This is a genomic window from Thioclava dalianensis (assembly GCF_000715505.1).
GTDB lineage: Bacteria > Pseudomonadota > Alphaproteobacteria > Rhodobacterales > Rhodobacteraceae > Thioclava > Thioclava dalianensis.
Genome location: NZ_JHEH01000006.1, coordinates 115,881 through 135,391, shown reverse-complemented (window position 1 = coordinate 135,391; position 19,511 = coordinate 115,881). Strand labels below are relative to the sequence as shown.

At 62.2% G+C, this 19,511-nt stretch carries 22 protein-coding genes; 7 read left to right on the top strand and 15 right to left on the bottom strand.

What is annotated here, in order from left to right:
* Nucleotides 1-39: 39 nt before the first annotated feature.
* Nucleotides 40-1,275, top strand: a complete 1,236-nt coding sequence (locus tag DL1_RS07350) for an MFS transporter (RefSeq protein ID WP_038064341.1) — start codon at nucleotides 40-42, stop codon at nucleotides 1,273-1,275.
* Here DL1_RS07350 and DL1_RS07345 read toward each other — a convergent pair.
* Nucleotides 1,263-2,117 (bottom strand): SDR family oxidoreductase, encoded by an 855-nt coding sequence (locus tag DL1_RS07345; RefSeq protein ID WP_038064340.1) that lies wholly within the window; start codon nucleotides 2,115-2,117, stop codon nucleotides 1,263-1,265. The two genes, DL1_RS07350 and DL1_RS07345, sit on opposite strands and share 13 nt — an antisense overlap.
* Nucleotides 2,118-2,219: 102 nt before the next feature.
* On the opposite strand from DL1_RS07345, the gene ade reads away from it, so the two are divergent.
* The 4 genes from ade to DL1_RS07325 all read left to right on the top strand — a co-directional run bounded on the left by ade (nucleotide 2,220) and on the right by DL1_RS07325 (nucleotide 6,888).
* A complete protein-coding gene (gene ade, locus DL1_RS07340) occupies nucleotides 2,220-4,022 on the top strand; it encodes an adenine deaminase (RefSeq protein ID WP_038064339.1) in 1,803 nt (600 codons plus the stop codon).
* Nucleotides 4,019-5,494, top strand: a complete 1,476-nt coding sequence (locus tag DL1_RS07335; protein WP_038064338.1) for an AMP nucleosidase — start codon at nucleotides 4,019-4,021, stop codon at nucleotides 5,492-5,494. Before ade ends, DL1_RS07335 begins: the two co-directional genes overlap by 4 nt.
* Nucleotides 5,495-5,625: 131 nt before the next feature.
* On the top strand, nucleotides 5,626-5,913 hold the full coding sequence (locus tag DL1_RS07330; RefSeq protein WP_038064337.1) for an HU family DNA-binding protein: 288 nt from the start codon (nucleotides 5,626-5,628) through the stop codon (nucleotides 5,911-5,913).
* Between the two features lie 99 nt (nucleotides 5,914-6,012).
* Entirely contained in the window at nucleotides 6,013-6,888 is an 876-nt protein-coding gene (locus DL1_RS07325; RefSeq protein ID WP_038064335.1) for a DMT family transporter, read from the top strand.
* A gap of 55 nt (nucleotides 6,889-6,943) precedes the next feature.
* Here the strand turns inward: DL1_RS07325 and DL1_RS07320 are convergent, their stop codons facing one another.
* The 4 genes from DL1_RS07320 to dapD form a co-directional block, all read right to left on the bottom strand.
* A complete protein-coding gene (locus DL1_RS07320; RefSeq protein WP_074854921.1) occupies nucleotides 6,944-8,119 on the bottom strand; it encodes a lytic murein transglycosylase in 1,176 nt (391 codons plus the stop codon).
* Between the two features lie 173 nt (nucleotides 8,120-8,292).
* Nucleotides 8,293-8,664, bottom strand: a complete 372-nt coding sequence (locus DL1_RS07315) for a hypothetical protein (protein WP_038064331.1) — start codon at nucleotides 8,662-8,664, stop codon at nucleotides 8,293-8,295.
* A gap of 37 nt (nucleotides 8,665-8,701) precedes the next feature.
* Nucleotides 8,702-8,947 (bottom strand): GlsB/YeaQ/YmgE family stress response membrane protein, encoded by a 246-nt coding sequence (locus DL1_RS07310; protein WP_038064329.1) that lies wholly within the window; start codon nucleotides 8,945-8,947, stop codon nucleotides 8,702-8,704.
* A 63-nt stretch (nucleotides 8,948-9,010) separates the two neighbouring features.
* Nucleotides 9,011-9,838 carry a 2,3,4,5-tetrahydropyridine-2,6-dicarboxylate N-succinyltransferase gene (dapD, locus tag DL1_RS07305; RefSeq protein ID WP_038064327.1) on the bottom strand — a complete coding sequence of 276 codons (828 nt, stop codon included), beginning with the start codon at nucleotides 9,836-9,838 and terminating at the stop codon, nucleotides 9,011-9,013.
* An 81-nt stretch (nucleotides 9,839-9,919) separates the two neighbouring features.
* Here dapD and DL1_RS07300 point away from each other — a divergent pair, with 81 nt between their 5' ends.
* Nucleotides 9,920-10,741: an LOG family protein gene (locus DL1_RS07300; protein ID WP_038064325.1), complete on the top strand. Its 822-nt coding sequence runs from the start codon at nucleotides 9,920-9,922 to the stop codon at nucleotides 10,739-10,741.
* Here the strand turns inward: DL1_RS07300 and DL1_RS07295 are convergent.
* From DL1_RS07295 to DL1_RS07280, 4 genes are all read right to left on the bottom strand, one after another.
* Nucleotides 10,726-11,442 carry a gamma-glutamyl-gamma-aminobutyrate hydrolase family protein gene (locus tag DL1_RS07295; RefSeq protein ID WP_038064322.1) on the bottom strand — a complete coding sequence of 239 codons (717 nt, stop codon included), beginning with the start codon at nucleotides 11,440-11,442 and terminating at the stop codon, nucleotides 10,726-10,728. The genes DL1_RS07300 and DL1_RS07295 overlap by 16 nt on opposite strands.
* Entirely contained in the window at nucleotides 11,439-12,398 is a 960-nt protein-coding gene (locus DL1_RS07290) for an amidoligase family protein (RefSeq protein WP_038064320.1), read from the bottom strand. The genes DL1_RS07295 and DL1_RS07290 overlap by 4 nt, the downstream gene beginning before the upstream one ends.
* Before the next feature lie 64 nt (nucleotides 12,399-12,462).
* The gene (gene rlmN, locus DL1_RS07285) at nucleotides 12,463-13,644 is read right to left on the bottom strand and encodes a dual-specificity RNA methyltransferase RlmN (RefSeq protein WP_038064317.1); all 1,182 of its coding nucleotides are present in this window, start codon (nucleotides 13,642-13,644) and stop codon (nucleotides 12,463-12,465) included.
* Nucleotides 13,645-13,765: 121 nt separating this feature from the next.
* Nucleotides 13,766-14,287 (bottom strand): invasion associated locus B family protein, encoded by a 522-nt coding sequence (locus DL1_RS07280; protein WP_038064503.1) that lies wholly within the window; start codon nucleotides 14,285-14,287, stop codon nucleotides 13,766-13,768.
* 164 nt (nucleotides 14,288-14,451) lie between these two features.
* Here DL1_RS07280 and DL1_RS07275 point away from each other — a divergent pair, with 164 nt between their 5' ends.
* Complete coding sequence (locus tag DL1_RS07275) at nucleotides 14,452-15,441, top strand: asparaginase (protein WP_038064316.1); 990 nt, start codon at nucleotides 14,452-14,454, stop codon at nucleotides 15,439-15,441.
* Nucleotides 15,442-15,456: 15 nt separating this feature from the next.
* Here the strand turns inward: DL1_RS07275 and DL1_RS07270 are convergent, their stop codons facing one another.
* From DL1_RS07270 to DL1_RS07245, 6 genes are all read right to left on the bottom strand, one after another.
* The gene (locus DL1_RS07270; protein WP_038064315.1) at nucleotides 15,457-16,275 is read right to left on the bottom strand and encodes a DUF1217 domain-containing protein; all 819 of its coding nucleotides are present in this window, start codon (nucleotides 16,273-16,275) and stop codon (nucleotides 15,457-15,459) included.
* Nucleotides 16,272-16,676 carry a flagellar biosynthesis repressor FlbT gene (gene flbT, locus DL1_RS07265; protein ID WP_038064314.1) on the bottom strand — a complete coding sequence of 135 codons (405 nt, stop codon included), beginning with the start codon at nucleotides 16,674-16,676 and terminating at the stop codon, nucleotides 16,272-16,274. The genes DL1_RS07270 and flbT overlap by 4 nt, the downstream gene beginning before the upstream one ends.
* Entirely contained in the window at nucleotides 16,673-17,050 is a 378-nt protein-coding gene (gene flaF / locus DL1_RS07260) for a flagellar biosynthesis regulator FlaF (protein ID WP_038064313.1), read from the bottom strand. The genes flbT and flaF overlap by 4 nt, the downstream gene beginning before the upstream one ends.
* An 88-nt stretch (nucleotides 17,051-17,138) precedes the next feature.
* Nucleotides 17,139-18,443, bottom strand: coding sequence for a flagellin (locus DL1_RS07255; RefSeq protein WP_038064312.1), 1,305 nt, complete (start codon nucleotides 18,441-18,443; stop codon nucleotides 17,139-17,141).
* A gap of 217 nt (nucleotides 18,444-18,660) precedes the next feature.
* Entirely contained in the window at nucleotides 18,661-18,978 is a 318-nt protein-coding gene (locus DL1_RS20815; protein ID WP_143081683.1) for a hypothetical protein, read from the bottom strand.
* Between the two features lie 22 nt (nucleotides 18,979-19,000).
* Nucleotides 19,001-19,294 carry a rod-binding protein gene (locus DL1_RS07245; RefSeq protein WP_038064498.1) on the bottom strand — a complete coding sequence of 98 codons (294 nt, stop codon included), beginning with the start codon at nucleotides 19,292-19,294 and terminating at the stop codon, nucleotides 19,001-19,003.
* Nucleotides 19,295-19,511: the final 217 nt, after the last annotated feature.

Below are 19,511 nucleotides of genomic sequence, written 5' to 3'. Positions count from 1 at the left end.
GTTCTGCGCTTCGAAAGCGGCGCTTTTGCGGAGAGCGTCATGACCCAGACCCGAATTTTCACCCCCGTTCTCGTCGGCGGCGCGATCATCTTGATGATGAGTTTCGCGATCCGGGCAAGCTTTGGCGTCTTCCAGATCCCGATTGCGAGCGAGTTCAACTGGCCCCGTGCGGAATTCTCGCTCGCCATCGCGATCCAGAACCTCGCCTGGGGCATCGGTCAGCCGATCTTTGGCGCGCTCGCCGAGAAATGGGGCGACCGGCTTGCGATCATCCTTGGCGCTCTGGTCTATGCGCTTGGCCTCGTGCTCTCGTCCTTTGCCGTGGAACCGGGACAGCATCAGGTTCTGGAGATCCTCGTGGGCTTTGGCGTGGCGGGCACCGGGTTCGGCGTGATCCTCGCCGTCGTGGGCCGGGCAAGCAGTGACGAGAACCGCTCGCTCGCACTTGGTATCGCCACCGCCGCGGGCTCTGCCGGGCAGGTCTTTGGCGCGCCGATGGCCGAGCTGTTGCTGGGCTATTTCCCTTGGCAGACGGTCTTTTTGATCTTCGCCGCCGTGATCCTTGCCAGCCTCTGCGCCCTGCCGCTGCTGCGCGCTCCGGTGCGCGCCACCCGCGACGAGTTGATCGAGAGCATGGGCACCGTTCTGATGCGCGCTTTCCGAGACCCAAGCTTCACGCTGATCTTTTTGGGGTTTTTCTCCTGCGGCTATCAGCTTGGCTTCATCACCGCCCATTTCCCCGCGATGGTGACAGAGATGTGCGGCGCGATTGCGCCCAATTCGCTGCTGGCAGGGCTCGGGATCGAGACCACCTCGGCGCTCGGCGCCATCGCGATATCGCTGATCGGGCTGGCCAATATCGTGGGCACGATCGCTGCGGGCTGGGCGGGCAAGCGCTGGTCGAAGAAGAACCTGCTCGCCGGGATCTATCTGGCGCGCACCGTCGTTGCGGGTGCCTTCATCTTGCTGCCGATGACCCCGGCCAGCGTGCTGCTTTTCTCGCTCGCGATGGGCGCGCTTTGGCTCGCGACCGTGCCGCTCACCTCAGGGCTCGTCGCGCATATCTACGGGCTGCGCTACATGGGAACGCTCTACGGGATCGTGTTCTTCTCTCACCAGCTCGGGGCCTTCCTTGGCGTCTGGCTGGGCGGCAGGCTCTATGATCTTTACGGGAATTACACGCTCGTCTGGTGGGTGGGCGTCGGCGTCGGGGCCTTCTCGGCCCTGCTCCACCTGCCCGTGCGTGAGCGCCGCGAGCAGCTTCAACCCGCCTGATCGAGCAGCGCGCGCAGCCCAACGCGGTAGTCGGGATACAACAGCTCGACGCCCAGATCCTGCTTGATCTTGTCGTTGCGCACGCGCTTGCTCTCGGCATAAAAGCTGCGCGCCATCGGCGACATCTCGGCGGTTTCGAAATAGACCTCGGGCGGCTGTGGCACGCCCAGCAACTCGGCGGCGTAGCCGATCACATCCTGCGGCGGGGCGGGATCATCATCGCAGACATTGTAAATCGCCCCCGGATCGGGCCGGTCGATCGAGGCGAGCAGCACCTGTGCGATATCGGCCACGTGGATGCGCGAGAAGACCTGACCCGGCTTGATCACCCGCCGCGCGGTCCCGCGCCGCACCTTCTCGAAGGGGCCACGCCCCGGGCCGTAGATCCCGGCAAGGCGGAAGTAATGCAGCGGCAGGCGATGCGCCGACGCCAGCGCGCCCCAAGCGGCCTCGGCCTCGACCCGGGCCTGCCCGCGCCGCGTTGAGGGGGTGAGGGGTGTCGCCTCATCGACCCAGCCGCCCGCGTGATCGCCATAGACGCCCACGGTCGAGTGATAGCCGATCCAGTCGAACTGGGCGCTCGCCTGCGCGATCTGCTCGGAGGCCGCGTTCAAGACCGGATCCCCGTCCGCGCCGGGCGGCACCGAGCTCATCAGATGCGTCACCCCTTCAAGCGGCAGATCGCCCCCCTCCCAGATTACCGGCTCGACCCCCTGATCGCGCAAAATCGCGGCTTTCTCGGGGCTGCGCGTCGTCCCGATGACACGCCAGCCGCGCGCCAGCAGCAAGGGCGTCAGCGCCTGCGCGGAAAACCCATGTCCGATCGAAAGAAGCACCGGCATCTGCCTCTCCTTTTGCCAAAATGTCACCTCGCATAGGTAGAGCCTGCGCCAAGTGATCACAACGACTCTTGAACCTTCTCGCGCGCAGTGACAGGCTGGGACATGGAACTAGAGAACAAGATTAAATCCTGGCCCGAGTCCGCAGCGCGCTTGATCGCCGTTGCCGCCGGGCGCGACACCGCCGACCTCGTCATCCGCAATGGGATATGGGTCAATGTTCATACCCGCGAGACCCTTGAGGGCTACGATATTGCCGTAGCCAATGGCCGGTTTGCCGCAATCGCCCCGGATCTGTCAGGCGCAATCGGACCCGATACAGAGGTAATCGAGGCTGAGGGGCGCTTCATGGTCCCCGGCCTGTGCGATGCCCATATGCATGTCGAAAGCGGCATGCTGACCCCTGCCGAATTCGCCGCCGCCGTGATCCCTCACGGCACCACGAGCATGTTCACCGACCCGCATGAAATCGCCAATGTGCTGGGGCTTGCAGGCGTGAAGATGATGCATGACGAGGCGCTGATGCAGCCAGTCAACATCTTCACGCAGATGCCCTCCTGCGCCCCCTCCGCGCCGGGGCTTGAGACGACGGGATTCGAGATCACGCCCGAGGATGTGGCCGAGGCGATGCAATGGCCCGGCATCATCGGGCTGGGCGAGATGATGAACTTTCCGGGCGTGGTTGCGGGCGATGCCCAGATGCTGGCCGAGATCGCCGCCACGCAAAACGCAGGCAAGACCGTGGGCGGGCACTACGCCTCCCCCGATCTGGGCGCACCGTTCAGGGCCTATGCTGCGGGTGGCCCTGCGGATGATCACGAGGGCACCTGCGAGGCCGATGCGATTGCACGGGTGCGCAACGGGATGCGCTCGATGATGCGGCTGGGCTCGGCTTGGTACGATGTGGAAACCCAGATCACCGCGGTCACCGAGAAAGGGCTCGATCCGCGCAACTTCATCCTGTGCACCGATGATTGCCATTCCGGCACGCTGGTCAATGATGGTCATATGAACCGGGTCTATCGGCATGCGGTTGAGTGCGGCTGCGATCCGCTGGTGGCGCTGCAGATGTGCACGATCAACACGGCGAGCCATTTCGGGCTGGAGCGCGAGCTTGGCTCAATCACGCCGGGACGCCGCGCCGATCTGATCCTGACCTCGGATCTCAAGACGCTGCCGGTGGAACATGTCATCGCGCGCGGCAAGACCGTCGCGAAGAACGGTAAGTTGCTGACGGAATGCCCGCATTTCGACTGGCCTGAAGAGGCCCGCGACACGGTCCATCTGGGCCGCGAACTGACAGAGACCGATTTCGCAATTCCCGCACCCGAAGGGGCCGCCAAAGTGCAGGCCCGCGTGATCGGCGTGATCGAGAACCAAGCCCCCACCAAGGCACTGAGCTGCGAAATGACGGTTACGCAGGGCAATGTACACCCCGACCCCGCCCGCGACATCGCCCAGATCGCATTGGTGGAGCGCCACAAGGGCACGGGGACTGTCACCAACGGCTTCGTCTCGGGCTTCGGCTATCAGGGGCGCATGGCGATGGGATCGACCGTGGCCCATGACAGCCACCACATGATCGTCGTGGGCACCGACCGCGAGATGATGGCCGCCTGCGCCAATCGGCTGGGCGAGATCGGCGGCGGTGTCTCGGTCTGGAAGGACGGGGCCGAGCTGGCCTGCGTTCCCCTCCCCATAGCCGGTCTGATGTCGGACGATCCCGCGCAGACCGTGGCCGCGCGTGCCGGCAAGATGGTGGAGGCGATGGCCGAATGCGGCTGCACCCTCAACAACGCTTACATGCAGCATTCGCTGCTCGCGCTCGTCGTCATCCCCGAAATCCGGATCTCGGATCTGGGGCTGGTCGATGTGTCGCGCTTTGAACTGACGGAACTTTTTGAATGAACGAACCTCTGACGACCCAAACTCCCGAAATGTGTGATCCCGAGAAATTCACCGATGCGGCTGCCGCCGTGGCGCGCCTTGAGGCGCTCTACGAAGAGGCCACCGCCTTCCTGCTTGGCAAGTTCAACGAGACCCTGAGCTCGCAGCGCGCCTCGGCCCGGTTCCGGGCCTTCTACCCGGAGGTGCGCATCACGGTGCCCTCGCATGTGAAGGGCGACAGCCGGATCAGCTTTGGCCATGTGCCGATCCCCGGCACCTATGCCGCGACGATCACCCGGCCCGATCTGTTTCGCAACTACCTGACGCAGCAGCTGGGCCTTCTGATCAAGAACCACGGCGTCCCGGTTCAGGTGGGCCCCTCCACCACCCCGATGCCAGTGCATTTCGCCGTCGCCTCCAACCCCGAAGTCGCGGTGCCCCAAGAGGGCGTGCTCGATTTCAGCCTGCGCGATGTGTTCGACGTGCCCGATCTGATGACGATGAACGATGATATCGTGAACGGCGCGGCAGGCCCAAATCCCGACGGCTCGGGTCATCTCGCGCCGTTCACCGCCCAAAGGGTCGATTACTCGCTGGCGCGCCTGTCGCATTACACAGCGACCCTGCCCGAGCATTTCCAGAACCACGTGCTCTTCACCAACTACCAGTTCTATGTCGATGAGTTCGAGGCCGTGGCGCGTCGCCTGCTGAGCGATCCGGCGCTTGGCTATACCAGCTTCGTGGCGCCCGGAAACCAAGAGATCTCGGACCCGCAGGCCGAGATCCCGGGCCTTGCGAAAATGCCGCAAATGCCCGCCTATCACCTCAAGCGCCCCGACGGTCAGGGCATCACGCTGGTCAATATCGGCGTCGGCCCCTCCAACGCCAAAACCGCAACCGACCACATCGCCGTGCTGCGCCCGCATGCCTGGCTGATGGTGGGCCACTGCGCGGGGCTGCGTAACTCGCAGAATTTGGGCGATTTCGTGCTGGCTCATGCCTATCTGCGCGAGGACAAGGTGCTTGATGACGACCTGCCGGTCTGGGTGCCGATCCCGGCGCTGGCCGAGGTACAGGTTGCCCTCCAAGAGGCCGTGGCCGAGGTCACCCAGCTTGAGGGCTACGAGCTCAAGCGCGTGATGCGCACGGGCACGGTCGCTACGCTCGACAACCGCAACTGGGAGCTGCGCGACCATTCCGGCCCGGTCCACCGGCTTAGCCAGTCGCGGGCGGTGGCTCTGGATATGGAAAGCGCCACGATCGCGGCCAACGGTTTTCGCTTCCGGGTGCCCTATGGCACCCTCCTTTGCGTGTCGGACAAACCCCTGCACGGAGAGCTGAAACTGCCCGGCATGGCCACGGAATTCTACCGCACCCAAGTCGCCAGCCACCTGCTGATCGGCATCCGTGCCATGGAGAAGCTGCGCGAGATGCCGCTGGAGCGGATCCACAGCCGCAAATTGCGTAGTTTTGAAGAAACAGCGTTCCTATGACGCGCGGAAATCCATAAAATAAGGCAAAAGGGGCTTGCCATAATCTCGAAAAACGTGTCGAACAATGCCCACTAACCGTGGAATGCGGATCAAATTGACCCCGGCCAAGCGGGGCGAAGAGAGGAATACAGATGTCGAAACCGATGACCAAGACCCAGCTCGTGGCCGCTCTTGCAGAAGCCATGGATGCCGACAAGAAAACCGCGACGGTCGCGCTTGACGCGATCACCGACGTGATCACCAAAGAAGTCGCCGCTGGCGGCGCAGTCACCCTCCCGGGTATTGGTAAAGTTTACTGCCGCGAGCGCCCCGAGCGTATGGTTCGCAACCCCGCGACCGGCGAGCAGATGCAAAAGCCCGCAGACAAGCAGGTCAAGGTTACCGTGGCAAAGGCGCTCAAGGATAGCGTGAACGCCTGATCCCCTCTTCGCGACGAGGGACCTGAACTTGAGCTGGGCCGCAAGCGCAACGACGCAGGCGGCCCTTTTCAATGCGACTTTACCACCGGGAGCACTGTTTTGGATCTGCGCGCAATTGGAATGGGGCTCGCCTTTGCCCTGATGTGGTCTTCAGCCTTCACCTCCACCCATATCATCGTGGCCGAGGCCCCGCCGCTGGCCGCATTGTCAGTGCGCTTCCTGATCTCTGGCCTGCTTGGCATCGCGCTGGCGCTGGCATTGGGCCAAAGCTGGCGGCTGAGCCGGGCGCAATGGCGTGCGACCTTCATTTTCGGCCTGTGCCAGAACGCGCTCTATCTTGGGTTCAACTGGGTTGCGATGACCACGGTCGAGGCCTCGGTCGCGGCGATCATCGCCTCTACAATGCCGCTGATCGTGGGGGCCTTGGGTTGGATCGTCTTTCGTGAGCGGCTCTCGCCGCTGGGCCTTGGCGGGCTGATCGCGGGCTTTGCGGGCGTCGCCATCATCATGGGCGGACGGCTGCAGGGGGGCGTCGATCCCTTCGGCCTGATGCTGTGCATCTTCGGCGCGTTGGCCCTTGCGGTCGCCACATTGACCGTGCGCGGCGCAAGCTCGGGCGGCGGCGGCGTGCTGATGGTTGTCGGGCTCCAGATGCTGGTGGGCGCAGCCATCTTGGCCGTGGTTTCCGTGCTGATCGAGCCGCTGCAGGTCACGGTCACGCCGCGCCTTGCCTATGCGTTCATCTATACCGTCATCGTGCCGGGGCTGGCCGCGACATGGGTCTGGTTCCAGTTGGTCGGTCGGATCGGCGCGGTGCGCGCGGCGACCTTCCACTTCCTGACGCCGGTCTTTGGGGTGACGATTGCGGCGCTGGTACTGGGCGAGCCGCTGGACTGGCATGATGCGCTGGGGGTCGCTGTGATCGCTTTGGGCATTCTCGCCGTGCAGCTCTCCAAGCAGAAACGGGTGCAATAAGACGGGCCGGGCACCCTGCGATGCCCGGCCCCTCCCGTTTTCCAAGCGCTCCGCCTCAGCGCAGCGTCTGAAGCAGCTCCAACGTCGCGTAGCCATCAGGCGCAAGCCCCTTGGCCCGCTGATAGGCAACGATTGCCTTGGAGGTGTTCGGCCCGATCTTGCCGTCCGTCCCGTCCGTGTCATAGCCCGCTGCTGTCAGTCGCTCCTGTAGCTCGACCTTCTGGCTCGCGCTCAGCGGCTTTCCGGTGCGCGGCCAGTCCTGAACGAAGGGCCCCTTGCCCTTGAGCCGGTCCGACAGATGCCCGACACCGATCACGTAGCTATCGGCGGCGTTGTAGCGCGAGATCGCCCGGAAATTCCCGAAGATCATGAAGGCAGGCCCTTTGGCGCCTGCTGGCACGAGGATCGAGGCCGGACCGTAATTGGCAATGCGCCCCCCTTCCGCCGAGCGCACACCCAAGGCGGCCCATGCGGCAGGCGACTTTGTCGTGCCCTTGCCGGTCAGCCCGTAATTGAAGCCCTGCGGCAAGACCACCTCGACGCCCCAAGGCTGCCCCTTGGTCCAGCCAGACCGCGCCAGATAGGCGGCGGTGGAGGCCAGCGCGTCGGTCGGGTCGTTTGACCAGATGTCGCGCTTGCCATCACCGTTGAAATCGACCGCATAGGCCTCGTAGGAGGTCGGGATGAACTGGGTATGCCCCATCGCCCCTGCCCAAGAGCCCGTCATGTGCTGCTCATCGACATCGCCGTTCTGAATGATCTTGAGCGCGGCAATCAGCTGCTTGGAAAAGAACTCGCCGCGCCGCCCATCATAGGCCAGCGTCGCCAGCGCCGGGATGATCGCGGTCGTGCCACGATACTCACCGTAGCGGCTCTCCATGCCCCAGATCGCGACGACGACTTCCTTGTCGACGCCGTATTTGCGCTCGATCGCGTTCAGCGTCGGGCCGTATTCGCGCAGCATCTGCTTGCCGGTCGCCACCCGCTCGGGCGAGACTGCGCTGTCGAGATAATCCCAGATCGATTTGGTGAATTCCGACTGGTAGCGATCGCGCTCGATGACTTTGGGATTGTAGCTCACATCGGCCATCGCGCGACGCCAGGTCGCATCCGTGATCCCATTGGCCAACGCGCGCGATTTGAACCCCGCCAGCCAGGTTTCGAATCTCGCCTCGGTCGCCGCATCAGTGGCCGGAACCGGGTCTGCCAGCGGCATAACCCCCTTGGCCATCGGACGCGGCGAGCTCTCTGGCGGACCTGCGCAAGCCGCAAGCCCGGAAAACGCGACGAAAGTAAGCGGAAAAAGATGTAAAAGACGTGTCATGACCTGCCCGAACGTTATTTGTTTGGGCCAGTCTAACAGGCGCCTGTGCCGTTTCAACGGAACTCGCAGCGCCAAGCGATTTATTGCAAGGGCGCTTTCTTTTCGCCGTAAAACGGCGTCATCTGCGCGACGATCACCGAGTTTTCCGTCAGCGCGCGCTCCATCAGCTCGCGTTCTTCAGGCGACACCTCGTGGCCCTGCTCCTCGCGCTCGGAAATCGTGCCGTAACCCGTCACGTCGAGCGGTGCCATCTCGGCCTGTTTCAGGATCGCCGCGGTCTCGCGCACAGCCTCTGCCTCATCGACACCGCTGGCGTAGCACAGTAGCCCCGCACCGGAGGCGCCCTTGGGCAGTCCGTCTCCGGGGGAGCGACCGACCTCGACCAGCAAGGTATAGACCTGCTGGCGCGAGGGTTTCTTCGGGGGTTTCTCGTGATCGGATGTCCCGGCCATTTTCGTGTCTCCGAACCTGGCCGAGAGATCGGCCGTCCTATTTGCGGATCGCGCGCACGACGGCAATCAAAAGCGCCGCGCCGATGATCCCGACGATCAGTTGCGGGATCACGGCACTGGCCGCATAGATCCCCATGATCCCGAGGATGAAGTTAAGCACGACAGCACCCACGATCCCCAGAATGATATTCAGCAAAAGGCCCGTATTGGCCTTCATGATCATCGAGGCGATCCAGCCCGCCAGACCGCCCACGATGATCGATGCGATAAGTCCCAAACCCATTGTCACTCTCCCTGATTGAGTCTCTTCCCAACCAGATAGGCGACGATTGGTTCCGGGAAAGCCTTAATCGCGCAGCAGCTCGTTGATCGAGGTCTTGGAGCGCGTCTTGGCATCGACTTTCTTGACGATGACCGCGCAATAGAGGTTCACACCGCCCGTCGAAGGCAACGAGCCCGACACGACGACCGAGCCTGCCGGGATCTCGCCATAGCTGACGTTTCCGGTCTCGCGGTCAAAGATCTTGGTCGATTGCCCAAGATAGACCCCCATGCCCAGCACCGAGCCTTCGCGCACGATCACGCCCTCGACCACTTCGGAGCGCGCGCCGATGAAGCACCCATCCTCGATGATGGTCGGACCGGCCTGCATCGGCTCAAGCACGCCGCCGATACCAACGCCGCCCGACAGGTGCACGCCCTTGCCGATCTGGGCGCAAGAGCCGACCGTCGCCCAAGTGTCGACCATCGTGCCCTCATCGACATAGGCGCCGAGATTGACGAAGGAAGGCATCAGCACCACGCCCTTGGCGATGAAAGCCGAGCGGCGCACGATACAGTTCGGCACGGCGCGGAAGCCCGCAGCCTTCCACTGGTTCTCACCCCAACCGGCGAACTTGCTGTCCACCTTGTCCCACCAGCCGCCGCCCTGCGGACCGCCATCCTGAATTTCCATGTCCTTGAGACGGAAGCCCAGCAACACCGCCTTCTTGGCCCATTGATTGACCTTCCAGTCGCCATTGTCCTGACGCTCGGCCACGCGCAGCGCGCCGCTGTCGAGTGCATTCAGCGTATCCTCGATCGCTTCGCGCGTTTCCCCGGTGGTTGCGGGCGTGATCGTGTCGCGCGCGTCCCACGCGGCTTCAATGGCAGTTTCCAACGCGGCATTGGACATGGGAATTTCCTCTTTCAGGTGGCCTTTATTGCGTTCTGGCTATAGTTGGTCAAAGCCCAACGCGCAATGAGCAGGACCATCATGAGAGACGATCGCCGCCACGCCTTCCGCGACAGCCAAGAAGACGCCGCCGCCGCAGACCGGATTCCCGATACGCCGCAGACGCGCGCCCCGGCCTATCGGCTGGCCTTTACCGACACCGATTTCCTGATGCGCGACGAGCTGCGCCCGGTGCGCCTTCAGCTTGAGCTGCTCAAACCCGAGCTGATCATGGACGAGCGCGGCATCGAGAGCACCATCGTGATGTTTGGCGGCGCGCGCATCCCTGCGCCCGAGAACAAGGATCAGGCCCGCACGCCCTATCTCGCCGAGTTGACGCGCTTTTATGAAGAGGCGCGCAAATTTGCTCAGATCATGACCGAACGCTCGATGCAGAATTACGGGCGTGAGAATGTCATCTGCACCGGCGGCGGACCCGGCGTGATGGAGGCGGGCAATCGCGGCGCGCATGAAGCGGGCGGCCAGTCCATCGGGCTCAACATCGTGCTTCCGCATGAACAGGCACCCAATGAATTCGTCACCCCGGATCTGAGCTTCAACTTCCACTATTTCGCCATCCGCAAGATGCATTTCCTGATGCGCGCCAAGGCCGTCACGGTCTTTCCGGGCGGCTTCGGCACGCTCGATGAGATGTTCGAGGCGCTCACGCTGATCCAGACCAAGCGGATGGACAAGATCCCCTTCATCCTCTTTGGCAAGGAGTTCTGGAGCGAGATCATCAACTGGGAGCGCCTAAAGGAGGCAGGCACGATCTCGCCCGAGGATCTCGATCTGGTGAGCTTTGTGGACACCGCCGATGAGGCCGTGAAGATCATCGACAGCTGGGATTACGAGAGCTGCTGAGCCGTCGCGCTGACTTCGGGCAATTGCGCGCGGTGCTGAGCCTGCGCGCGTGCCGCAGCCACCAGCGCGCGAAACAGCGCGCGCTGGCGATGCGCATAGGTCAGGTATTCCGGGTGCCACTGGACGCCCAACGCAAAGGGCTCTTCCACCCGCTCGACCGCCTGCACCATTCCTGACGTGTCGCGTGCCGCCACCCGCAGCCCCGCGCCCAGACGGTCCACCGCTTGGCTGTGCAGCGCGTTGACCCGCATCGGCTCGGTCCCGGCCAGCGCGGCCAACCGCGTGTCGGGTTCGACCACGACATCCTTCTTGGGCAGAATAGTGGAATGCTTGCGCGCGCCGTAATGCGCATAAGCGTCTTGATAGAGATTGCCGCCCAGCGCGACGTTGAGCATCTGCGCCCCGCGACAAATCCCCAACACCGGCTTACCTTGCGTCATCGCCTCCTCAACGAGGCAACGCTCCAGCGCGTCGCGATCGGGGTCGAGCACGGCGGTCGCCACCAGCTCGCCACCATATAGCTCGGGCGAAATATCGTCGCCGCCCCCCACGATGACTCCATCAACATTGGTGACTTCGGCACGCTTTCCGGCCTGCCAACGGCGCGAGCGCCCGCCCGCCAGCCAGACCCCCAGCGCGATAAAGGGATAGACCCGCCATCCGGTGCGGCGCGAGGTCGATATGCCGATCAGTGGCCTCATGCCAGCCCGGTGCCCTCGAGCAGCGTGGCGCAGCGTTTGACCCAACGGGTGCCAAAGAGATGCACGCCCTCTTGCTCTGCAAGCCATTCGCGGCACAGGTCTTCAAGCAGATGCGTGTCAGCCGCGATGCTCTCGACCAGCCACCAGCGGCGCCACTCCGTATCGAGCGACCAATCGGGATCGTCGATCCGACAATCGGGCAACCGGAAGTGAAATGCTGGCCGCGGCGAGACAGTGCCCCCCTTGCCCTCCGATGCCGCGATCAGATCCGGGCGCAGCTCCACAAAAATTGGCAGCATGTCGAGCCCGTGATTGCGCGACAGCGTCACTCCGCGATAGGCATGAATGACTTGCTCGAGGCTCGCATCCGGACCAAGGCGCGCCAGCTCAGAAATCAGCTTCTTGGGATAGGGGGCTGTGAAGGGCAACAGCTCACGGGTGCGCTCGATCGGCTGCGCGTCACGCATCCATTCCTCGATCAGCGCATAGGCCAGAAGCGGGCGCACGACATCGCAATCCTGCGCGCTGGCGATCTCTGGGTTCAGATGCAGCCCGAAGCCAAACAGCAGCGAGCTGCCAGTTCCCTCGGCCCCTTCGCTGCGCAGCAAATCAAGAAAATCAGAGAGTTGAAAAAGCCCTTCGCGATCCAAAGGCGCCGTCACGATCTCAACCGGAATGACCTCGCGCCCTATCCGCAAGCTCAAGTCCTTGAAGGCGCTATCCGCTTCCTTGCGCAGAAAAATGTCGAGATAGATCTGGAGATCGCCGATCGCGCTGCCGCTGACCTCCCAGTCATTCCCCGAGCTTTGCTGCGCCTCGCCACCCATGGCCTGGACCGCGAGCCGCGCGATCTGAGCCTCTGTAAGACCAGACAGTTCGACCTCCACGCCGGTCTTGCGCGGAGCGCCTTGCGCATTCTTCGGCTTGGGAAGCGGGGCGATGGCCTCTCGCGTCATGGTCTCTCCAGTTCAGGTGTCGTCCCGTTGCAGAGGCAATGCCATGTAATGCGCGAAGGTTCCGTTAAATCCCCGCCTCCGCCTGAATTTCAGCACGCGACTTGCGCGACCGCTCGGTGGCCGATTTGAGCTGCCCACAGGCCGCCATGATATCTTCGCCGCGCGGCGTGCGGATCGGGCTGGCGTATCCGGCCTTGTAGACGATATCGGCAAAGCTCTCGATCCGCTCCCAATCCGAGCGCTCATAGGGCGCGCCGGGCCATTCGTTGAACGGGATCAAGTTGATCTTGGCGGGGATGCCACGGATCAGACGGACCAGACGGCGCGCATCCTCGTCGCTGTCATTCACACCCTTGAGCATGACATATTCAAAGGTGATCCGCTCGGAATTGGACAGGCGCGGATACTCACGCAGCGCGCCCAGAAGCGTCTCGATGTTCCAACGCTTGTTGATCGGAACAAGCTGATTGCGCACCTCATCGGTCGTCGCATGGAACGACACCGCCAGCAGACAACCGATCTCTTCAGCGGTCTTGGCAATCTCGGGGACAACGCCCGAAGTCGAGAGCGTGATGCGGCGACGCGACAGGCTCAGCCCCTCATTGTCCATCACGACCTTCATCGCGTCGCGGACATTCTCAAAGTTATAAAGCGGCTCGCCCATGCCCATCAGAACGACATTGCTCACAAGCCGCGTCTCATTGCGGGGGCTGTTCTGCTCGGGCCATTCGCCCAGATCGTCCCGCGCAACCATGACCTGACCGACGATCTCGCCCGGCGTCAGGTTACGCACCAGCTTCTGCGTGCCCGTGTGACAGAACGAACAGGTCAGCGTGCAGCCGACCTGACTGGAAATGCACAGCGTGCCGCGCGTCTCCTCCGGGATATAAACGGCCTCGACCTCATGCCCGCCCGCGATACGCAGCAGATATTTGCGCGTACCATCCTCGGAGACCTGCTTGGAGACGATCTCCGGCAAGGCAATCTCGAACGTCGCCTCAAGCATCGCGCGATAGTCTTTGGCGAGGTTCGTCATCAGGGCGAAGTCGCGCACCCCCCAGTGATAGATCCACTGCCAGACCTGCCCAACGCGCATCTTGGCCTGTTTCTCAGGCGTGCCGGCCTCCATCAGAGCCGTGCGCAATTGCTCCCGTGTCAGGCCGACAAGGTTCACCTTGCCACCTTGGGGCAGTTTGCGAGGGATCGTGTGCACGTCTTGCGTGATCGGTGCATTCGGCTGGGTCATGACGCATTTCCTTGGAATCAAGCGCCTCATATAGGGGATTTACCCCTGCGCGTGTAGAGAAAATCCAAAAAAATAACGCCCTGACGGATCCGTCAGGGCGCATCTTCTGGATCTGGCTGGCTCACTTGCAGCGCGATTGCGCCTCATCCGTGGCCGCCGTGAAGCCCATGAGCGAGAAGGTGTCTTTGGTTTGCGTGCCCCGGCTCGAATGGCCGGTCAGCGACACATCGCTGCCCGCCTTCAGCGCCGCGATCACCTTGGCATCCTCCTCGGGAGAGCCTGCCCAAGCCCCTTCGCCATCGGTAAACAGCGTAAACGTCGTGCCACCTACCTCAAGATCCACGGTCGAGCCATCCTCGAAGGGATAGCCACCCCGGAACGAGATTTCCGGCGCTTTTCCGGGGCGATAGGTCACGAAAAGCAAGATATCGCCACGGCGCACCTGAACGACCTTGCCATCTTTCGTATTCACCGTCTTCTTCGGCTTTGAGACACCCCAGCATTCCTTGGGGCCATCATCAACGAAGACACTCCAGTCAGTCTCGGCGGCAACGCGGTTGGTACTTTCCTGTGCCGCGACGCTCTGGCTCACCCCGAATGTGAGCGCAGCAACGGTCGCGATCCGAAGACACATATTATTCATGCTGACAGCCTCCAGCTGCGGTTTTGCCTCTGCATCGCCCGGGCTGATCACCCTTTTCTTTCTGGCGGATGCCTTTTCCTCTCGATAACACCTGTTTAACCCATAAATGCCTAGAGGGAAAACCCCCGGACGGCGAGAAATCGCGCATGTGAAGGAGCAAACAGATGACGGCTGTACCGATGATCGAATTGTGGCGCGGCGGGATCCGCGAATCCGTGCATACCGGGCACGCGGTTGTGTTTGGCCCGGGCGGGATCGAACTGGCTTGGGGTGACCCGGAAGCGGTGATTTTTCCGCGCTCCTCTGTCAAGATGATCCAGGCGCTGCCGCTGCTGGAAAGCGGGGCCGCCGATGCGGCGGGGCTGAGCGAAAGCCATCTGGCCTTCGCCTGTGCCAGCCATAGCGGTGCAGCACTGCACCGCGATTCCGCCGCGCAATGGCTCGCGCATCTGGGTCTGCACGAGCAGGATCTGCGCTGTGGCGCGCATATGCCGCAAGATCCCGACGAGAAAAAGCGCCTGACCTGTTCTGACGAGGCCCCCTGCCAGTTGCACAACAATTGCTCGGGCAAGCATGTCGGATTTCTGACGCTCAATCAGCATATTGGCGGCGGCTCGGAATATGTCGAGGTCAGCCACCCGATCCAGCAATCCATCAAGACCACCTTCGAGGAAGTGACAGATGTGACCTCGCCCGGGTTCGGGATCGATGGCTGCTCGGCCCCGAATTTCGCAACGACCGTGACCGGACTGGCGCGGGCGATGCAGCTTTTTGCCGCAGCCAATCCCGAGGGGTCGACGCGCGAGCGCGCCGCCGCCCGTCTGACCCGCGCGATGGCCAGCTTCCCCGAGCTGGTCGCCGGTGAAGGGCGCGCCTGCACCGAACTGATGCGCGCAATGGGCGGACGCGTGGCCGTTAAAACCGGTGCAGAAGCCGTTTATGTCGCAATCTTGCCAGAGCAAAAGCGCGGCATCGCGCTGAAAATCGTCGATGGCGGAACGCGCGGCGCAGAGGCGGCAATCACAGCCCTTCTCATCCGGCTCGGTGTGCTCGACCGGAATCATCCCGTCGTCGAAAAACGCCTGAGCGGTGCACAGAAGAACTGGCGCGGCCTGATCACCGGAGAAATGCGTCTCGCCCCGGGCTTTGGCTGACGCGCGGCAGGTGCGTCAGAGCAACAGCGACAATCGGTTCTGCTGCGCGCCTTGAAGCAAGCTCAGGGCTGCGTTGCCGGCCGTGATTGTCGTTCCGGTAGTGAGTTGCGAACGCAGAAAATAGTCACGCGTCAATTGTTTGAGCGTGTCGGGCTCGGCGAACTGAGCGGGATCGGTCGAACCGTAAAGCCGATCCGCCTTCTCCGCATAGATCCGTACCTGCGCATCCACATCAAGTGCGCCTATACTTTTGGGGAGCCCCAACGCCGTCTGCATCATCTCGCTCATCGCGGGTGAGCCGATGATCGTATACCACTTGGTCTTTTCGCTGCTGTCTTTCGCAGCCAGTTCCGGCAGGTCTCGCTGCACCGAAAGCGCAATCCTGAGGCTGTTGTCCGTTTCACCGACGGCGACTTCGAACTGGCGCCTTTCATATTTCTGCACGATTTCGTCGGGAAAATCCGACAGGACCGTGCGTGGAATTCCGTAATCGCCAAACCCGAAAGCCTGCGTCAGCTTGAGATAGCGCTTGTCGGACAACTTGTTGGCAAGAGACTCCGAATCCAGCGACCCCTCCTCGAGCACTTTTCGGATAAAGAACTTGTTGTTGATATCCTCGTCCAATCCGAAGGCGCCAAGCGCAACACTCAACAAACGGCGATCATTGACCAAGTCTTCTGCCGTCTCGATCGAGCCGATTTTCTCGCGAAAATAGTCCTCGTTGCGCTGGATCTCGCTCGAGGCGTTGAACGCGGCCTGCTGCTTTTCCATCGTGCGGTTGAGAAAGCTCCACCCCGCATAGCCAGAAAACGGTATGATCGGTTGGTAGCTCATTGTGGCTTGGCGGCAAAAAGACGCTCTTCACGCGGCAACAGGCTGCGCAGCGCCTTAAGAGCTTGATAGGTCTGCCCGTCCAGCACGGCTTGGCTGGCGTGATTCAATTGGGTTCGGCTGTCGTGATCGGTCAGAACCTGACTCAGCTGCTCGATCCCGCGCAAGAGTTGCTGACGTGCCTCTCGCGGATCGGCATCCCCGGACAAAACAAGCTGCGCGATATAGCACACCCGCCGCACGGGGGTATTGACCTCCTCTGGATGGATCGCATCGCGCAGCCGCAGGATATTGGCGTTCGGGGTCATAATCGCGAGCCGCGATCTGCGCTCACCGTTCTCGATCACCGCGCCGTTGATCAAGACCCGCTCCTTGGGAGCGAGTTTGAGGACAAGCCCGCTCATGATGCTGCCCGTTCCTGTCTAAGGCCGCGCATGATCGAGGTATTGATCTCGATGAGGATATCCGCCGTCGCCTTTCCCGAAAGCACCTTACGGCTGTGATCTTGCGTAAAGGCCCCCAGGTAGAAGAGGCGCGCGCGCAAATCGTCGGGCAAGCCGTTTTCCGGCAGAGATACATCGTCGGAAAGGATCGCCCAGAGTTTCCGGTTCTCGTAAATGGCGGCCGCGAGCGCGGGAAATCCTGTCTCGCCTTCCGCTGCGGCCTGTTTCAAGCGGCGCGTGACACGAGCGAAGACTTCGAATTCGGTACCGCGCGCGGTGCGCGTCGGCAGGCTGGGATCTGCGTAGGCCGTTTTGGCCAAAGTCGTTGCAAACACGGGAGTTCCTTCCGATGACGTGCTACCTCAGATCGCGGTTTGGCCGCGGGGAAACCGGGGCGCCGGGTCATGGCGCCCCGATATGTCGTCAGCGGAAGAGCGACATGATGTTCTGCGGCTGCTGGTTGGCAATCGAGAGCGCCTGAATGCCAAGCTGCTGCTGGGTTTGCAGAGCCTGAAGACGGGCCGAAGCCTCTTCCATATTCGCATCGACCAGCGCACCAATCCCCGCTTTCATCGACCCCGAAAGATCGGCGATGAAATCGGCTTGTGTCTGAATACGACCCTCGGCAGAACCGAAAGCGGCCGCCGAATCCGTTGCCTTCTCGATCAGCGCGTCGATGCTGCTCAGCGCACCGGTCGCACCAGCATCCGAGGTCACATCGATATTGGCCAAAGCACCCAGACCGCCGGTGGAGACATCCGAGCCAGCGGTACCGCCGCTCGTTGCACGCAGACCGACGTCGACATCAGTGCCGGAGTTGTTGGTGATGGTGATCTCGTTCGCGTTTGCGCCCAGCACCGCCGTGTAGCTGCCATCTGTCGCGGCCGAGAAGAACGAGTTCATCTGGCTCAGCAGGTTGCGCGTCACATCTGCGGTACCGTCCGAGTCGCTGGCCACATATTGGAAGGTGCGCGTACCATTCGCCGTGCTGCCATCCGCAGTCTTGATATCCAGCCCGTCGAGGACAATCTCATAGCCGATCCCTTCGGCCACCTGACCGACGGTGATGGTTTCCGTGCCACCGCCGTTGGCAGCGGTCGCCGCCGCCGTCAGCGCGTCGTTGGTCGAGGATTGGGTCGTGCCACCGCCCGAAAGGTAGTCCGGGGCGTTTGCGCCGAGGTCACCGGTTGCAAAGTTCTGAGCCGTCACCGGCGTGGTGACCGACAGATTCTGGCGCGAGACCTGAATCTTGCTGGCGTTGACATTGCCGCTGGCGTCGCGATCCAGCGAGGACAGAACATTCATATCGCCGCTGCTGGATCCGTCGATCAGGTTAAGCCCGTTGAACTGAGCAGCGCCCACGACGGATTTGATCTGGTCGGTCAGAGCCACGATATCGGTCTGGATCTTGCCGCGATCGACGTTCTCTTCCTGGGCGGCAACGATCTTGCCCTTAATATCGGTCAGAAGATCGGTCACCGTCTCGGAGGCCTGGCGGGCCACTGCGACGGTCGATTCGCCCAATGCAAGGCTTCCGGAAATTCCGTCGAACCCTTTCACGTCGGATTCCATCACCTTCGAGATCGCCCAAACCGCGGCGTTATCCTTCGCGGAGGCGACCGACTTACCGGTCGAAATCTCGGACTGCGTGGTTGCGAGGCCGGAATTGATCCCTTTGAGGGTTTGCAGCGCGACCATTGCGCCATTGTTGGTCAGAATGCTGGACATAAATATCCCCTTCATTTCGGCGCTTTACGCCGGTTTTCCCTAGCCGTTCTCAAAAACGGCACTGATGTCATTCTGACGTTACGCGGGTCCCTCGTGGATGCGTGCCATCGCATTCGATGCGAGCCCAACATGCATCTCGCTGCCCTAAGAAATCGCTAAGATCCGAAAAAATTCTCGCCACCGGATTCGGACAAATTTCAGCAAATTCTCTGAACCATCATGCGCGAAATTCGAGCGAGCCATCGTCTTTGCGAATCGGCTTGACCTGCCCCGATCGGTCATAGGCATTAAAGCCATTCGCCGCGTTGATCACCGCCCGCAAACGGCGTTGCGCCGATCGCACCCCCTTGAGCGCGGCCTCAAGCAACCGCTGGTTTTCTGCAGCAATCGCGCGCAGCGCCTCGAGCGCTTGCGGATCAAGCGGCTCAAGCGCGGCCACCTGTTCGATGAGGCTCTCTTTCTGTGCCGCCAATTCCGTCAAGGCGTTGAATTCTCCAGCGCGGATTGCATCCCGCTCGACACGCAAAAGATCCATGAGATCTTGAAAGGTTGTGTTCTCAATTCCGATCACTGCCGCTCTCCCGTCGCTTCATCGCCTCAAAAAATGTCTCGGCCAAACCGATTCCGCCGGCTTGCGCCATTGCCTCAGCCTGCTCTCGGCGCAGGAAAGAGGCGAATTGCGCCTCCCCCTCCCCGCCGCCGAACGCACCTTTCATCTCGCCTAGACCGGCATGCTGCAACATCTCGGCCAGAAAGCTCGCCTCGAGCTTTTGAGCGGCTGCTCTCAAACTCTCTTCGCGAGGATGCGTTTGCGGCGGCGTAACCGCGCTGGGACGTGAAATCGTGAACATGGGGTGCTCCGTTGGAACCGGTTTTTCCAACTCTGCCTGTTCGGGGTAAAGAATCAGTAACCCTCTCATGACATGCTGAGTCTCATAGCAGGCAGAAAGTCGTGAAACGCATGGTTCCAGCATCCGCAAGAGACCTCTACTCCGCCGCCGTCTCCGCTTCCGGCTCCGGAGGCGCAGCGGCGAAAGTTGCGCCGAAGGGGGATGGTCCACGCTTTCA

What these genes read in the sequence shown, in the direction of transcription:
- DL1_RS07315 (WP_038064331.1), bottom strand. Translation starts at nt 8,664, where the DNA reads ATGGCCGGGACATCCGATCACGAGAAACCCCCGAAGAAACCCTCGCGC.
- DL1_RS07275 (WP_038064316.1), top strand. Translation starts at nt 14,452, where the DNA reads ATGACGGCTGTACCGATGATCGAATTGTGGCGCGGCGGGATCCGCGAA.
- DL1_RS07245 (WP_038064498.1), bottom strand. Translation starts at nt 19,294, where the DNA reads ATGTTCACGATTTCACGTCCCAGCGCGGTTACGCCGCCGCAAACGCAT.
- rlmN (WP_038064317.1), bottom strand. Translation starts at nt 13,644, where the DNA reads ATGACCCAGCCGAATGCACCGATCACGCAAGACGTGCACACGATCCCT.
- DL1_RS07335 (WP_038064338.1), top strand. Translation starts at nt 4,019, where the DNA reads ATGAACGAACCTCTGACGACCCAAACTCCCGAAATGTGTGATCCCGAG.
- DL1_RS07295 (WP_038064322.1), bottom strand. Translation starts at nt 11,442, where the DNA reads ATGAGGCCACTGATCGGCATATCGACCTCGCGCCGCACCGGATGGCGG.
- DL1_RS07290 (WP_038064320.1), bottom strand. Translation starts at nt 12,398, where the DNA reads ATGACGCGAGAGGCCATCGCCCCGCTTCCCAAGCCGAAGAATGCGCAA.
- DL1_RS07255 (WP_038064312.1), bottom strand. Translation starts at nt 18,443, where the DNA reads ATGTCCAGCATTCTGACCAACAATGGCGCAATGGTCGCGCTGCAAACC.
- DL1_RS07350 (WP_038064341.1), top strand. Translation starts at nt 40, where the DNA reads ATGACCCAGACCCGAATTTTCACCCCCGTTCTCGTCGGCGGCGCGATC.
- DL1_RS07280 (WP_038064503.1), bottom strand. Translation starts at nt 14,287, where the DNA reads ATGAATAATATGTGTCTTCGGATCGCGACCGTTGCTGCGCTCACATTC.
- ade (WP_038064339.1), top strand. Translation starts at nt 2,220, where the DNA reads ATGGAACTAGAGAACAAGATTAAATCCTGGCCCGAGTCCGCAGCGCGC.
- DL1_RS07330 (WP_038064337.1), top strand. Translation starts at nt 5,626, where the DNA reads ATGTCGAAACCGATGACCAAGACCCAGCTCGTGGCCGCTCTTGCAGAA.
- DL1_RS20815 (WP_143081683.1), bottom strand. Translation starts at nt 18,978, where the DNA reads ATGGATCTTTTGCGTGTCGAGCGGGATGCAATCCGCGCTGGAGAATTC.
- flbT (WP_038064314.1), bottom strand. Translation starts at nt 16,676, where the DNA reads ATGAGCGGGCTTGTCCTCAAACTCGCTCCCAAGGAGCGGGTCTTGATC.
- DL1_RS07345 (WP_038064340.1), bottom strand. Translation starts at nt 2,117, where the DNA reads ATGCCGGTGCTTCTTTCGATCGGACATGGGTTTTCCGCGCAGGCGCTG.
- DL1_RS07270 (WP_038064315.1), bottom strand. Translation starts at nt 16,275, where the DNA reads ATGAGCTACCAACCGATCATACCGTTTTCTGGCTATGCGGGGTGGAGC.
- dapD (WP_038064327.1), bottom strand. Translation starts at nt 9,838, where the DNA reads ATGTCCAATGCCGCGTTGGAAACTGCCATTGAAGCCGCGTGGGACGCG.
- DL1_RS07320 (WP_074854921.1), bottom strand. Translation starts at nt 8,119, where the DNA reads ATGGCCAAGGGGGTTATGCCGCTGGCAGACCCGGTTCCGGCCACTGAT.
- DL1_RS07310 (WP_038064329.1), bottom strand. Translation starts at nt 8,947, where the DNA reads ATGGGTTTGGGACTTATCGCATCGATCATCGTGGGCGGTCTGGCGGGC.
- DL1_RS07300 (WP_038064325.1), top strand. Translation starts at nt 9,920, where the DNA reads ATGAGAGACGATCGCCGCCACGCCTTCCGCGACAGCCAAGAAGACGCC.